This window comes from Vibrio sp. 1CM24A (assembly GCF_023161725.1).
Classification (GTDB): domain Bacteria; phylum Pseudomonadota; class Gammaproteobacteria; order Enterobacterales; family Vibrionaceae; genus Vibrio; species Vibrio coralliirubri.
Genome location: NZ_JALNTS010000009.1, coordinates 99275 through 113624 on the forward strand (window position 1 = coordinate 99275; position 14350 = coordinate 113624).

General features: G+C 45.6%; 11 protein-coding genes and 1 pseudogene. 6 read left to right on the forward strand and 6 right to left on the reverse strand.

The window, feature by feature from the left end; all coding sequences use genetic code 11:
• Nucleotides 1–27: 27 nt before the first annotated feature.
• Nucleotides 28–1164: an acetylornithine deacetylase gene (gene argE / locus MSG38_RS19305; protein WP_248402422.1), complete on the reverse strand. Its 1137-nt coding sequence runs from the start codon at nt 1162–1164 to the stop codon at nt 28–30.
• A gap of 153 nt (nt 1165–1317) precedes the next feature.
• Here argE and argC point away from each other — a divergent pair, with 153 nt between their 5' ends.
• From argC to argH, 4 genes are all read left to right on the forward strand, one after another.
• Nucleotides 1318–2322: an N-acetyl-gamma-glutamyl-phosphate reductase gene (gene argC, locus MSG38_RS19310; RefSeq protein WP_248402423.1), complete on the forward strand. Its 1005-nt coding sequence runs from the start codon at nt 1318–1320 to the stop codon at nt 2320–2322.
• A 12-nt stretch (nt 2323–2334) separates the two neighbouring features.
• Nucleotides 2335–3123, forward strand: coding sequence for an acetylglutamate kinase (gene argB / locus MSG38_RS19315; protein ID WP_017061138.1), 789 nt, complete (start codon nt 2335–2337; stop codon nt 3121–3123).
• Between the two features lie 113 nt (nt 3124–3236).
• Complete coding sequence (locus MSG38_RS19320) at nt 3237–4448, forward strand: argininosuccinate synthase (RefSeq protein ID WP_017061137.1); 1212 nt, start codon at nt 3237–3239, stop codon at nt 4446–4448.
• Between the two features lie 347 nt (nt 4449–4795).
• Nucleotides 4796–6670 (forward strand): argininosuccinate lyase, encoded by a 1875-nt coding sequence (argH, locus tag MSG38_RS19325; RefSeq protein WP_017061136.1) that lies wholly within the window; start codon nt 4796–4798, stop codon nt 6668–6670.
• Nucleotides 6671–6925: 255 nt separating this feature from the next.
• Here argH and MSG38_RS19330 read toward each other — a convergent pair whose 3' ends face one another.
• On the reverse strand, nt 6926–7174 hold the full coding sequence (locus MSG38_RS19330; RefSeq protein WP_029235423.1) for a DUF3624 domain-containing protein: 249 nt from the start codon (nt 7172–7174) through the stop codon (nt 6926–6928).
• 87 nt (nt 7175–7261) lie between these two features.
• Here MSG38_RS19330 and MSG38_RS19335 point away from each other — a divergent pair, with 87 nt between their 5' ends.
• A complete protein-coding gene (locus tag MSG38_RS19335) occupies nt 7262–7609 on the forward strand; it encodes a RidA family protein (RefSeq protein ID WP_004729674.1) in 348 nt (115 codons plus the stop codon).
• A 331-nt stretch (nt 7610–7940) separates the two neighbouring features.
• Here the strand turns inward: MSG38_RS19335 and MSG38_RS19340 are convergent, their stop codons facing one another.
• The 3 genes and pseudogenes from MSG38_RS19340 to MSG38_RS19350 all read right to left on the reverse strand — a co-directional run bounded on the left by MSG38_RS19340 (nt 7941) and on the right by MSG38_RS19350 (nt 10635).
• Nucleotides 7941–9407: a dihydrolipoyl dehydrogenase gene (locus MSG38_RS19340; protein WP_248402424.1), complete on the reverse strand. Its 1467-nt coding sequence runs from the start codon at nt 9405–9407 to the stop codon at nt 7941–7943.
• Nucleotides 9408–9681: 274 nt separating this feature from the next.
• Nucleotides 9682–10410, reverse strand: coding sequence for a glutathione peroxidase (locus tag MSG38_RS19345; RefSeq protein ID WP_060983397.1), 729 nt, complete (start codon nt 10408–10410; stop codon nt 9682–9684).
• A gap of 44 nt (nt 10411–10454) precedes the next feature.
• Nucleotides 10455–10635, reverse strand: a pseudogene (locus MSG38_RS19350) (hypothetical protein).
• Here MSG38_RS19350 and oxyR point away from each other — a divergent pair.
• Nucleotides 10634–11527 (forward strand): DNA-binding transcriptional regulator OxyR, encoded by an 894-nt coding sequence (gene oxyR / locus MSG38_RS19355; RefSeq protein WP_017061132.1) that lies wholly within the window; start codon nt 10634–10636, stop codon nt 11525–11527. The pseudogene MSG38_RS19350 and the gene oxyR sit on opposite strands and share 2 nt — an antisense overlap.
• 111 nt (nt 11528–11638) lie before the next feature.
• Here oxyR and MSG38_RS19360 read toward each other — a convergent pair whose 3' ends face one another.
• Nucleotides 11639–14200 (reverse strand): PBP1A family penicillin-binding protein, encoded by a 2562-nt coding sequence (locus MSG38_RS19360; RefSeq protein WP_248402425.1) that lies wholly within the window; start codon nt 14198–14200, stop codon nt 11639–11641.
• Between the last annotated feature and the right edge of the window lie 150 nt (nt 14201–14350).

The following is a 14350-nucleotide window of genomic DNA, read 5'->3' on the forward strand; positions in this document are numbered from 1 at the left end:
ACGAAAATATTGGAAGAAAAGTAATAACTAGAAACAATATTTACGGATAGATTTACTCAGAACATCAATCGTTGGATCGATAAAATCGAAGCTTAGGAACTCATCTGGTTGGTGAGCTTGGTCGATTGAGCCCGGACCCAGCACTAAGGTTGGGCAAAGTTCTTGAAGGAAAGGCGCCTCAGTACAGTAGTTCACGGTTTGTGATTCAATCTCACAAACGGATTCCATGCCACCGATAAATGGATGGTCGTGTTGGCACTCGTAACCAGGGATAGGTTCATGCAAAGGTGTAATCTCAATTCTGCCCGGCCATTTTGCTTCCACTTCTTTGAGTGCGCTGCGCAGCATGTTATCCAAGCCATCTAGGCTGATGCCTGGTAAAGGACGTACATCATAGTGCAGCTCACAGCAACCACAGATACGGTTGGCACTGTCGCCACCGTGAATATGACCAAGGTTTAGAGTGGGGCTTGGAATTGCGAAACCCGGGTGGTGATACTCTTTAACTAGCTTGTCACGCAGCTGCATTAAAGCGAACAACACTTCATGCATGATCTCGATGGCGTTGACACCTAATGCAGGATCAGAAGAGTGACCTGATTTACCCGTTACTCGCACTGCATTGGCAACATGGCCTTTATGACCACGAATCGGCACAAGGCTGGTTGGCTCACCAATAATGCAGTAATCCGGTTTAAATGGCGCATTCTCAGTGAAATGACGCGCACCCAGCATGGTGGTCTCTTCGTCACAGGTGGCCAATACATAAAGAGGCTTGGTCTGTTTGCTCCAATCCATCTTCTTTGCCGCTTCATAAACGAAAGCGAAAAAGCCTTTCATATCGGCTGTGCCTAATCCATAGAAGCGATTGTTGTGTTCTGTTAGTACGTGAGGGTCGAAGTTCCAACGTCCTTCATCGAATGGCACTGTGTCACTGTGTCCTGCGAGTAGCAAGCCACCTTCGCCCGATCCCATCTTAGCGACCATATTATGCTTGCCGGGTTCGACTTCCACGACTTCAACGCTAAAGCCTACGTCTTTAAACCATTGAGCCATTTTTTCGATCACTTTCTCGTTGCCATGATCCCAGCTTGGATCGGTCGAGCTAATAGAGTCTGTGGAAATTAGGCCTTTGTAGACCTCAAGAAAACTCGGTAATTGCATAATAACTTCACTTCTACTATTGACAGGAAAACCATAAGTCGGTAAAACACATATTAAATCATATTTAATGCATAAGAAATCAAATAAAGCTAAAAATTAAGTATGAATAGTCAAATTTGAAATGTAACTTACCTCAGAAATGGATGTGTTGAGATGTTGAAAACCACGATCATTGGCGCAAGCGGCTACACAGGAGCAGAACTGGCTCTAATGATAAACAGACACCCTGAGCTCACGCTATCAGGTTTATATGTCTCAGCCAATAGTGTAGACGCAGGTAAACCTATTGCAGCACTGCACGGTAAGTTAGCTGGCTTGATTGATATGCCAGTACAACCTTTAACAAATCCGGAAGAAGTAGCTAAACAGTCTGATGTGATTTTCTTAGCAACGGCACACGAAGTCAGTCATGACCTAGCGCCAATCTTTCTAGAGAACGATTGCCAAGTCTTCGACCTATCGGGTGCATTCAGAGTTAAAGGCGAAAACTTCTATCAAGAGTTTTACGGTTTTGAACATCAACACGAACAATGGCTAGACAAAGCGGCTTACGGTTTAGCGGAATGGAACGAACAAGAAATTAAAGAAGCTCAGCTTGTTGCGGTAGCGGGTTGTTACCCAACCGCATCACAACTGGCGATTAAACCTTTGGTTGAGGCCAAGTTACTGGATGAAAACCAATGGCCAGTGATTAACGCGACTAGCGGTGTTACTGGTGCCGGCCGCAAGGCGACGATGGTTAACAGCTTCTGCGAAGTAAGCTTGCAAGCTTATGGCGTCTTCAATCACCGTCATCAACCTGAAATGGCTGCACATTTAGGATGTGATGTGATTTTTACTCCACACCTCGGCAACTTTAAGCGCGGTATTTTAGCGACCATCACCATGAAATTGGCTGAAGGCGTGACAGAACAGCAGATACAAGATGCCTTTGAGCAAGCTTACCAAGGTAAACCTGCGGTGAGATTACTCGAAGAGACATTGCCAAGAATTCAAGATGTAGAACATACGCCTTTCTGCGACTTAGGTTGGAAGGTTCAAGGTCAACACATCATCGTTGTTTCAGCGATTGATAACTTATTAAAGGGTGCATCTAGCCAAGCGATGCAGTGTTTGAATTTACGTTATGGTTTTGCGCCATTAACTGCGTTAGTGTAAGGAAATCTAGATATGAGCCTTAATAATCAACCATTAATCATAAAGTTAGGTGGCGCTGCGCTATCTTGTGGTGAAACACTTAGCAAGTTATTTGGTGCTATCTCAGCTTACCAACAACAGGCACAACGACCAATCGTGATTGTTCACGGTGGCGGTTACCTTGTTGATGATTTGATGAATAAGTTGAACCTCGAAACCGTTAAGAAAGAAGGGCTACGTGTTACTCCTTATGATCAGATCCCAGTGATCGCTGGTGCATTAGCGGGCACGGCGAATAAATTACTTCAAGGTCAGGCGATTAAAGACGGTATCAATGCCGTTGGTTTGAGCCTTGCAGACGGTGGTTTATGCAAAGTGAGTGAACTGAACCCTGAGTTGGGCGCAGTAGGAAAAGCGGAGCCGGGCGACTCAACCGTTCTGCAAGCAATTCTTAATGCGGGCGCACTGCCAATCATTAGCTCAATTGGTCTGACTGAGCAAGGTCAACTGATGAACGTCAATGCCGACCAAGCTGCGGTTGCCGTTGCGGGCGCACTTGATGCTGAATTGGTACTGCTTTCTGATGTAAGTGGTGTGTTGGATGGCAAAGGCCACCTCATTCCAAGCCTTAACCAACAACAAGCCGATGACCTTATTACAGGCAAAGTGATTACCGACGGCATGATCGTTAAGGTTCAAGCCGCACTAGAAGCCGCTAACGACCTTGGACGACCAATCGAAGTTGCCACTTGGCGATACCCAGAAAAGCTAACACAACTGTTTTCAGGTAAAAGCATAGGAACACAGTTTTTACCTCAGTAGGTCTCACAACGAGTCACTACTTAAAGAATTTAGACAAATTAAATAAACATATAATTATGAAGTCATTTCCAACGCTGACCGCCATGTGCAGTATGGAAACTAGGAGAAAGAAAATGAGCAAAGTTAACGTAAAGAAAGTTGTAGTAGCCTACTCTGGCGGTCTAGACACATCAGTAATCATTCCATGGTTGAAAGAGAACTATGACTGTGAAGTGGTTGCGTTTGTTGCGGATGTTGGTCAAGGCGACGAAGAGTTGATTGGTATCGAAGAGAAAGCAAAAGCTTCTGGTGCATCTGAGTGTTACATCGCAGACCTTAAAGAAGAGATGGTTGCTGACTACATCTATCCAACGCTGAAAACAGGCGCTTACTACGAAGGTAAATACCTACTAGGTACGTCAATGGCGCGTCCAATCATCGCGAAAGCACAGGTTGAAGTCGCACGTAAAGTAGGTGCAGACGCACTGTGTCATGGTTGTACTGGTAAAGGTAACGACCAAGTTCGTTTTGAAGGCGCATTTGCTGCACTAGCACCAGACCTACACGTCATTGCACCATGGCGTGAATGGGATCTAGTGAGTCGTGAAGAGTGTCTAGATTACCTAGCAGAGCGTAACATCCCTTGTACGGCTTCTCTTACTAAGATTTACTCGCGTGATGCAAACGCATGGCACATCTCAACAGAAGGCGGCGTTCTTGAAAATACATGGAATGCACCTAACGAAGATTGCTGGGCTTGGACTGTAGACCCTGAACAAGCGCCAAACGAATCTGAAACAGTGACACTTAAAGTTGAAAAAGGCGAAGTGGTTGCGGTTGATGGCGAAACAATGACGCCATACAACGCACTGGTTTACCTAAACGAGAAGGGTGCTAAGCACGGTGTTGGTCGTATCGATATCGTAGAGAACCGTCTTGTTGGCATGAAGTCTCGTGGTTGCTACGAAACTCCGGGTGGCACAATCATGATGGAAGCACTGCGTGCAGTAGAGCAATTGGTTCTTGATAAAGCGGCATTCGAATTCCGTGAAGAGCTAGGTGTTAAGGCTTCTCACCTTGTATACGATGGTCGTTGGTTCACTCCGCTATGTAAGTCAATCCTTGCCGCGACAGAAGAGCTAGCACAAGATGTGAATGGTGAAGTGGTTATCAAGCTTTACAAAGGCCATGCAACGGTGACTCAGAAGCGTTCTGACAACAGCCTGTACTCAGAAGAGTTTGCAACCTTCGGTGAAGATGAAGTTTACGACCAAAGCCACGCTGAAGGCTTCATCCGTCTTTACTCGCTATCAAGCCGTATCCGTGCTCTGAATAGCCAAAAGTAACCCTAACAATGAGTTAGTGAGCTAGCCTTTAGCGAAAGGTTGAAGGTCAGTCAACAGACATTATTATGCAAAGCCCATTCACTATTGATTAGTGAATGGGCTTTTTACTTTCTATTTGCCTAATAAATCAGCTTCGGTTTTTCCTATCGGATGGCATATAATTCGCGCTCCACACTAAAAACAATCAATGGATTGAATCTTTGATGAATAAATATGTGAAAATAATGAATTAATACTTTATTTTCATTTTGAATTGCCGTAAGTTTAAACCATCAGAAAAATACTGAATCTTAATCAGAATTATCATTTGCAAAAACAGTGAGCACTGTGCAATTAGGAGATACACAATGGCATTATGGGGCGGTAGATTTACCCAAGCAGCAGACACCCGGTTCAAAGATTTTAACGATTCTCTTCGTTTTGATTACCGATTGGCTGAGCAAGACATTGTGGGCTCAATTGCCTGGTCTAAAGCTCTACTGTCGGTCAACGTATTAACAGAAGAAGAGCAACAGAAGCTTGAGTTAGCGCTGAATGAGCTAAAACTTGAGGTGATGGAAGATCCTGAACAGATTCTACGTTCTGATGCAGAAGATATTCACAGCTGGGTTGAGCAGCAACTTATCGGCAAAGTCGGTGACTTGGGCAAAAAACTTCACACTGGCCGTTCTCGTAACGACCAAGTGGCGACCGACCTGAAACTATGGTGTCGTCAGCAAGGTAACCAGCTGCTATTGGCACTGGATCGCCTACAAAGCCAAATGGTGAACGTTGCTTCTCAGCATCAAGAAACCGTGCTGCCTGGCTACACTCACTTACAACGTGCTCAGCCGGTAACTTTTGCTCACTGGTGCTTGGCTTACGTTGAAATGCTTGAGCGTGACTATTCACGTTTGAATGATGCGATTAAGCGTCTAGATACATGTCCGCTGGGTTCTGGTGCCCTTGCTGGAACTGCTTACCCGATGGACCGTGAAGAGTTAGCTCACAACTTAGGTTTCCGTCGTGCAACGCGCAACTCTCTAGATTCAGTCTCTGACCGTGACCATGTGATGGAGCTAATGTCGATTGCTTCTATCTCTATGCTTCATCTTTCGCGTCTTGCAGAAGATATGATTTTCTACAACTCAGGTGAATCAAACTTCATCGAGTTAGCGGATACCGTGACATCAGGTTCATCTCTGATGCCACAAAAGAAAAACCCAGATGCGCTAGAGCTTATCCGTGGCAAAACTGGCCGTGTATACGGTTCATTAGCGGCAATGATGATGACAGTAAAAGCTCTGCCTTTGGCATACAACAAAGACATGCAAGAAGATAAAGAAGGTCTGTTCGACGCTTTAGATACTTGGAATGACTGTATGGAAATGGCAGCGCTCTGTTTTGACGGCATTAAAGTGAACGGCGAACGTACACTTGAAGCGGCGAAGCAAGGTTATGCAAACTCAACAGAGCTGGCTGATTACTTAGTAGCGAAAGGCATTCCTTTCCGTGAAGCTCACCATATTGTTGGTGTGACAGTAGTAGCGGCGATTGCCAAAGGCTGCGCATTAGAAGAATTAACCATCGCAGAGATGAAAGAGTTCTCTGAGGTGATTGAAGAGGATGTGTATGACATCCTGACCATTGAATCGTGTCTTGAAAAACGTAGCGCGCTAGGCGGTGTATCTCCACAGCAAGTGGCTTACGCGGTTGACCAAGCTGAGAAACGTTTATCACAGCGTGACACTTCCATCGTCAAGGTTCGTCCTGCTCGTCTGACCGATATTGAAGCGTTAGAAGGTATGGTCGCTTACTGGGCGAACATGGGTGAAAACCTACCTCGTTCTCGTAATGAACTGGTGCGTGATATTGGCTCGTTTGCGGTCGCAGAGCATCATGGTGAGGTGACAGGTTGTGCATCACTCTATGTGTATGACTCTGGCTTAGCGGAAATTCGCTCGCTCGGTGTTGAGGCTGGCTGGCAAGGTCAAGGTCAAGGTACCGCAATTGTGCAGCACTTGGTTGAGAAAGCGCGACAAATGGCCATTAAGAAGGTATTTGTGCTGACTCGTACTCCAGAGTTCTTCATGAAGCATGATTTCTTACCAACATCGAAATCTCTGCTGCCTGAGAAGGTACTGAAAGATTGTGACCAGTGTCCTCGTCAACATGCATGTGATGAAGTGGCGTTGGAAGTGAACTTGGTAGAGCAGATTATTGCTAAGGTTAATGTTGCATAAGGCATTGATTTTATAGTTCCTAAAAAAAAGATCAAAAATATGATCTTTTTTGGGAACAAACTAAGAAAAGTCCGGTCTATTAAAGTACCACTGCTTTTTCTTAGAATTTTCTAAGAAAGCCCTAGAATCGATTGGTTCTGGGGCTTTTTTCTATCTGCTGTTTGGGAAATGACAATAACTCGAAAATCATGATGAATTATCGGATTATTTAGCCCTGTCTCTAATCACTACTCTTTATCCAATAAAGACTTCCAGCTAACGTTTTTTGCCCTTTAACGGTAGCACCACAAACTTCATGACCCAATGCAACGAAAGCAAGCCACTGAACGCGAAAGCGGCCATCATCAAAGCGATGGCATTGATGGTTTTTGGGTCTTCTCTGAAAAACAGCCACCATACTCCCCAACTCAAAATCGACAACACCATCAGCTGATTCATGCAACGCTGGCAACGACCGAGTTTGTTACGGATTTTTTCACTTTTATTGCAATGAATGCATGTCATCTTGGGTTTGATTCGCGTTATGCTTGTTGCCCTGATAATAACACGTCACAAGATATTGGATCACGGTGACGCAGAGAGAGAAAGTCGATGATTGAGCGCCAAGAAACCAAACAACGCATGAGCCGTATTGTTAAACACAACGGCACTATCTACCTATGTGGTCAAGTGTGTGCTGATGCAACCAAAGACATCACTGAGCAAACACAGACGATGCTAGATAAAGTGGAAGCCCTACTTGAGCAAGCAGGCAGCGACAAAGAGCACATGCTTTCAGCAACGATTTACTTGAAAGACATGAAAGACTTCCAAGAAATGAACGCAGTTTGGGATGCATGGGTTCCTGAAGGTCACGCTCCAGCTCGCGCATGTGTGACTGGCGACATGGCTCGTGAAGCGCTACTTGTTGAGATCTCTGTGATTGCTGCTGAGAAGTAATAGCTAAGTCTTTAGCGACAAGCAATGGCTTCAAGAGATTCCAGATACCTCGTCCCTCGGTTCTGGAATGACGAGTTTAGTTTTGGTTTAGCTGATGCGTCACTTTGATTTGCTTCAGTTTAGACGCGTTTTGAAAAGCACCGTTATTCTGGTTAGCTTCGCCTAGACGTGTATGAAAATTGCTGTCATTCCCGAGAGCGACGAAGGAGCGTAATCGGGAATCTATAGTTTACTCGTTGCCAAAAACAAAAAGGAAAGCCAATGGCTTTCCTTTTTTAGTATCTAGTTTCTGTTAATAGAGCAAGCTGCTATCTTTCCTGATGATCTGCGATTAACAACCAGGGCCACAATCTAGACAGTGTTTCACCATCTCTGGACCTAGGTGCAGTTTCGCATTGAGGTCACGCAGCGCTGTTCGTACACCTTCTTCGATCACTGGGTGGTAGAACGGCATGTCTAGCATTTCAGAAACCGTCATCTTGTTCTGGTGTGCCCAAGCTAATAGGTGAGCCAAGTGTTCTGCGTTTGGTCCCATCATTTCAGCACCAAGGAAGCGGCCTGTACCTTGCTCGCCGTATACGTGCAGAATACCTTTGTTGCGCAGCATCACTCGAGAACGACCTTGGTTTTCGAAAGACACTTCACCCGTTGCGAAACAGCCACATGTGCCTAAGCGTGTGGTGATCTCTTTGTAGGTTTCACCAACCATCGCGATTTGCGGGTCAGAGAATACTGCCGAGATTTTAGAGCGGCGTAAGCCTGCACGAATCTCTGGGAAGCGACCTGCATTGTCACCCGCAATACGCGCTTGGTCTGCTGCTTCATGCAGTAGAGGCAGTTGGTTACTCGCATCACCAGCGATAAATACTGATGGTAGCGATGTTTGTAGCGTGTAGTGGTCTGCGATTGGCACACCACGTTCATCAAGTTCTAGAGACGTATTCTCTAAACCAAGCTTGTCAGTGTTAGGGCGACGACCTGTTGCTGCGAGTACGTATTCGACGACGTTAGTTTCTAATTCACCTTGTTTATTGATGAACTGGATTTCGACACGAGCTTCACCCGATTCAGTGGTAATGCGCTTCATGCTTTCGATTTTCACGTCTGCATCTAGATAGAACTCTTCATTGAAGGCTTTATCTGCGTAAGCCATGATCTCTGGGTCGGTCACTGGACCAACTTGACCACCTAAACCGAACAGTTTGGTCTTCACACCTAAGCGGTGCAGTGACTGACCAAGCTCAAGACCAATAACGCCAGGGCCAAATACTGCAACCGATTCTGGTAAATCATCCCAGCTGAACACGTCGTCGTTAATGATCAGACGGTCACCAAGCTCATTCCAAACCGCTGGATATGCAGGGCGAGAACCGGTCGCGATAACAATACGTTTAGCGGTGACAACCGTGTGGTCATCAATTTGTAGTGTGTTGTCGTTTAAAAATTTTGCGTAGCCAGAGATCTTGTCTTGCTCTGGGATTTCATCAACACCTTCTAAAACAAAACCAACAAAACGGTCACGCTCAAACTTCACTCTGTCCATAACTTCACGGCCGTTAATCACGATATCACCTTGTGGGTGAACGCCAAAAGCCGGAGCTTTCTCGATTTGGTGTACGCTTTCCGCAGCTGCAATAATCAGTTTAGATGGCATACAACCAACACGAGCACAGGTTGTACCGTAAGGTCCGCCTTCAATCATCACGACACTGTCAGTGTGTGCTTTTGCAGCGCGGTAAGAACCTAAACCTGCCGTACCGCCCCCGATAACTGCTACATCTACATTGACTTGTTTCATAATAATTTTCTCGCAATGGCTAAATTTGGTTTGAACGAACCCCTCCAACTCTGGTGATTTCTTGAGAGTCAGGATAGCGGGTCAGTTTTGTGATTCTGTTTTATTAGGTTTAGCTTGTGACTCTGCTTTTATTGCTAACTATAGGTTAGTAAAAGACAGGCGAGTCACCAGCTATATTCTTTTTCCCAAAACTCAGATAAGAGTGTTTGGAATAGCTAACCCACAAGAGGGTGGGTTAGCTGCTACTTCTAAGCCTATATCGGCGATGAAGCGATTAGCCTAGGAAAGTTTCTAGTTCTTCGCTACCACCGATGTGTTTGCCACCGATGAATACTTGAGGAACCGTTGTACGACCAGAGATTGCACGTAGGCTGACTGTTGTTGCATCTTTACCTAGAACCACTTCTTCGTAGTTCAGGCCTTTGTCGATTAGGTTCTGTTTTGCTTTCATACAGAAAGGACAGCCTGGCTTAGTGAATACTGTGATTGACTCTTGCTCTTTGTGCTCAGGAGCAAGGTAGTTAAGCATAGTATCAGCATCAGAAACCTTGAACGGGTCGCCTGGTACGTCTTCTTCGATGAACATTTTTTCTACCACGCCGTTTTTAACCAGCATGCTGTAGCGCCATGAACGTTTGCCGAAGCCGATGTCGTTTTTCTCAACTAGCATACCCATGCCGCCTGTGAAATCACCGTTACCATCTGGGATGAATGTGATGTTTTCCGCTTCTTGGTCTGCTTTCCAAGCGTTCATTACGAATGTGTCGTTTACTGAAACACACAGAATGTCATCAACACCGTTCTCTTTGAATACTGAGTGTAGCTCGTTGTAACGAGGTAGGTGGCTTGAAGAACATGTTGGTGTAAACGCACCTGGTAGGCTGAATACGATAACTGTCTTGTCTTTGAATAGCTCTTCAGTCGTTACGTTAACCCATGCATCACCTTGGCGAGTTGGGAATGTTACTTGAGGGATTGATTGACCTTCTTTAGATGCAAACATATTGATTTCCTTAAATAGTATTTTTAATTTTGTTCTATAAGAGCTTAACGTTTTTCTTCGCTCTGTTTCGTTTCGTTGAGCCCATTATTAGATAAATCCTTTGATAGCTCTAATCGTTTGATGTTATGGTTTTGATAGGTAAATTCTATCAAGAGCATTTTTTCTTTTAAATGTTTCTATTAGAACCCTTGTTCTTATTAAAACCTGAGGTAAGAGACTGATCATGAACATTCGTGACTTTGAATACTTGGTGGCGCTCGCAGAGCATAAACACTTCCGAAAAGCGGCAGAAGCGTGCTTTGTCAGTCAGCCGACACTAAGCGGTCAAATACGCAAACTAGAAGATGAAATTGGACTTCAGTTAACCGAGCGTAGTCCAAGGAAGGTAATATTTACAGAATCAGGGTTACAACTTGTTGAACAAGCCAAGCGCATTCTCAATGAAGTGAAAACTTTTAAAGATATGGCGAGTGGACACGGTGAAGCGATGACGGGGCCAATGCACATTGGTTTTATTCCAACCGTGGGTCCTTACATCTTGCCTAAGATTGTTCCTCATCTTAAAGAGAGCTTCCCAGATCTTGAGCTTTACCTGCATGAAGCTCAGACCCACCAGTTAGTGAGTCAACTTGAAGATGGCAAGCTTGATTGCTTGGTACTGGCTGCAGTTGATGAAACGGCGGTGTTTAAAGAGATTGATGTGTATGACGAGCCATTAAGTGTTGCCGTTCCATGTGACCACGAGTGGGCTCAGCAAGACACTGTCGATATGCTGCAGCTAAATGGACAAACCGTACTGGCGCTAGGTGACGGCCACTGTTTAAGAGACCAAGCCTTGGGCTTCTGTTTTGCTGCGGGTGCCAAAGATGACGAACGTTTTAAGGCAACCAGCTTAGAAACGCTGCGTAACATGGTCGCGGCGGGGGCGGGCATTACCTTGCTACCTCAGTTATCGGTGCCAAAGGAAAAGCAGAAAGATGGTGTGTGTTACGTACCTGCGGTGAATCCTACACCTTCACGTAGAATTGTCGTGGCTTACCGTCCGGGCTCTCCATTGAAGGGACGTTTCGAGCAACTGGCTGAGACGATTCGCACTCAACTGGAGAAGACGGCTTAGCGCTTGAGTTTAGATCCTAGTCTGGTCAGATATAGATATAAAAAAAGGGTTGATATGAATGCATATCAACCCTTTTTATTGGTTCATGTTACTAGGTTCTACAAATCCTAGTTAGAACAGCTCTTCTATTGCTTCACCTGATGAGGTTGAGTAGATGTCATCATTGAAACGTTCAGTGATGTACTCGGTTGGCTCAGTGCCTTTCTCGAAGTACTCGAACATTGATGAGCTATCGAACTTGTTGGTCAGTAAGCCAGTTTCACGGTCGATACGAACACGAACGATGTTCTCAGGAATCTCTTTACGCTCAGCAGGAACACCCGCTAACGCCGTACCCATGAAATCAACCCATGCAGGTTCTGCTGTTTTCGCGCCAGCTTCTGCACCAGTAATCTGATTTTTACCAAGGTTCGAGTTCGCTTTAGTACGTCCTAGGTTGCGGTTGTGGTTATCAAAACCAACCCATACCGTTGCAACCATGCCAGGGCCGTAACCGCTGTACCAAGTATCTTTCGAATCGTTGGTGGTACCCGTTTTGCCGCCAATGTCACGACGCTTCAATGGCTGTGCACGCCAACCTGTACCGTTCCAACCCGTACCTGCGCTCCAATCACCGCCACCCCAGATGTTGCTGTACATCATTTCACGAACAAGGAATGCGTTCTGTTCAGAGATAACTTGAGGTGCGTATTGTACTTTGGCATCCACATCTTGCTCGGCAAACTCATCAGCCATAGGATCTGAGGTGATTTGCTGTTGGCAATCGTCTTTACAAACCACTTTCGGTGTCGCTTCAAATTCAGTCTCACCAAATGGTGTCTCAATGCGGCTGATGTAGAAAGGTTCAACGTAGTAGCCGCCATTAGCGAATACTGAGTAACCTTGAGCTACTTTCATTGGCGTTAAGCTACCCGCACCCAGAGCAATGGTTTCAGAGCGCGGTACTTCGTCAATATCAAAACCAAATCGAGTTAGGTAGTTACGAGTATCATCTAGGCCGACTTCGCGCAGTACACGTACCGCCATTACGTTTTTAGACTGAGCTAAGCCAATACGTAAACGAGTTGGACCCACGTAAGTCGGCGGCGAGTTCTTTGGTCGCCATGCTGTACCTTGGCTCTTATCCCATTGGTTAATTGGTGCATCGTTGATCAGTGAGGCTAGCGTTAAGCCTTTCTCAATCGCTGCTGAGTAGATAAAGGGTTTGATACCAGAACCCACCTGACGAATAGATTGCGTTGCACGGTTGAACTTGTTGTGAACAAAGTTAAAGCCACCGACCATCGACAATACCGCGCCGTTGTTCGGGTTCATTGCAACAAATGCGGTGTTCGCATTCGGTACTTGGCTTAGTCGCCATACAATCGGTGTTTCTGATTCTGCCGTCGCTGACTCTTCTGTCGGCTCTTCAGAGACTTCATCGCCGGTAACGGCTTCATGGCGAACCCAGATTTGCTCACCAACCGCCAGAATCTCTTTCGCTTGAGAAGGCGCTGGTCCTTGGCGGTTATCCGTTAGGAATTTACGCGCCCAGTTCATGCCTTGCCATTCGATAGTGCCTTCACCTTGGTTCTTAACCCAAATTTGCGCACTTTTCGAATCAACCGCGGTAACAACAGCAGGAACCAAGTCACCATAGGTTGGTTGAGACTTAAGGTGTTTAACGATTTGTTCTTGATCCCACGCTGATTGCGCAGTCTGCCACAATACTTTTTCAGCACCACGGTAGCCGTGACGCTCATCGTAGCCAAGTAGGTTCTTAATCGCGGCTTGGTTCGCTGCTTTTTGCAGTTTCGAATCCACGGTCGTGTAGACCTTCATGCCTGATGTATAAGCTTCTTCACCGTAGCGTTCCACCATCCAAGCACGTGCAACTTCAGCAACATATGGTGCGCTTAGTTCGATCTCTGCACCGTGGTATTTCGAGATAATTTCTTCGCTACGAGCGTCATCGAACTCTGCTTGAGTGATGTATTTCTCGTCTAACATACGACGCAATACAACGTTACGACGGTTAGTCGCGCGCTCAACAGAGTAAATAGGGTTCATTGTCGAAGGTGCTTTTGGCATACCCGCAAGCGTCGCAATTTCACTTAGCGTTAGATCAGGAAGATCCTTCCCGAAGTAAACACGTGATGCCGCGCCAAAACCATACGAACGGTGACCAAGGAAGATCTTGTTGACGTAAAGCTCCATGATCTCTTCTTTACTCAAAAGCTGCTCAATGTGGATCGCAATGAAGATCTCTTTGATCTTACGCATGATCTTTTTCTCATTAGATAAGAAGAAGTTACGCGCAAGCTGCTGAGTAATAGTACTCGCACCTTGTTTGGCTGAACCCGACATGGCAACCACGAGTGCTGCACGTGTGATACCGATTGGGTCAATACCTGGGTGTTCATAGAAACGGCTATCTTCGGTGGCAATCAGAGCCTCAACTAAGTGGCGAGGAATCTCGTCATAAGTGACTGGATTACGACGCTTTTCACCAAATTGAGAGATCAGCTTACCGTCTTGACTGAAGACTTGCATCGGCGTTTGGAGTTCTACGTCGCGCAAAGTGGCAACATCAGGCAACTCTGGTTTTACGTAATAATAAAACCCGAAAATTGTACTGACTCCAAGAATCATGCAAATCAATGTAAATATGAATAATCGCTTTATGAACTTCACCGGATAATCCCTGATTAGTTAAGGCTGATAAGCAGCAAACCCTTGTACTCTAGGCTAAAAACTTAGCTTTCGTTTATTAACGCTTATTTAACTAATAATCACAACCCCTAGATAATCAACGAAATGCTTGGCACTTCAGGAGCTAGGTCA

Excerpts from the sequence above, each read along its gene's own strand:
- argE (WP_248402422.1), bottom strand. The coding sequence starts at position 1,164 with ATGCAATTACCGAGTTTTCTTGAGGTCTACAAAGGCCTAATTTCCACA.
- argC (WP_248402423.1), top strand. The coding sequence starts at position 1,318 with ATGTTGAAAACCACGATCATTGGCGCAAGCGGCTACACAGGAGCAGAA.
- argB (WP_017061138.1), top strand. The coding sequence starts at position 2,335 with ATGAGCCTTAATAATCAACCATTAATCATAAAGTTAGGTGGCGCTGCG.
- MSG38_RS19320 (WP_017061137.1), top strand. The coding sequence starts at position 3,237 with ATGAGCAAAGTTAACGTAAAGAAAGTTGTAGTAGCCTACTCTGGCGGT.
- argH (WP_017061136.1), top strand. The coding sequence starts at position 4,796 with ATGGCATTATGGGGCGGTAGATTTACCCAAGCAGCAGACACCCGGTTC.
- MSG38_RS19330 (WP_029235423.1), bottom strand. The coding sequence starts at position 7,174 with ATGACATGCATTCATTGCAATAAAAGTGAAAAAATCCGTAACAAACTC.
- MSG38_RS19335 (WP_004729674.1), top strand. The coding sequence starts at position 7,262 with ATGATTGAGCGCCAAGAAACCAAACAACGCATGAGCCGTATTGTTAAA.
- MSG38_RS19340 (WP_248402424.1), bottom strand. The coding sequence starts at position 9,407 with ATGAAACAAGTCAATGTAGATGTAGCAGTTATCGGGGGCGGTACGGCA.
- MSG38_RS19345 (WP_060983397.1), bottom strand. The coding sequence starts at position 10,410 with ATGTTTGCATCTAAAGAAGGTCAATCAATCCCTCAAGTAACATTCCCA.
- oxyR (WP_017061132.1), top strand. The coding sequence starts at position 10,634 with ATGAACATTCGTGACTTTGAATACTTGGTGGCGCTCGCAGAGCATAAA.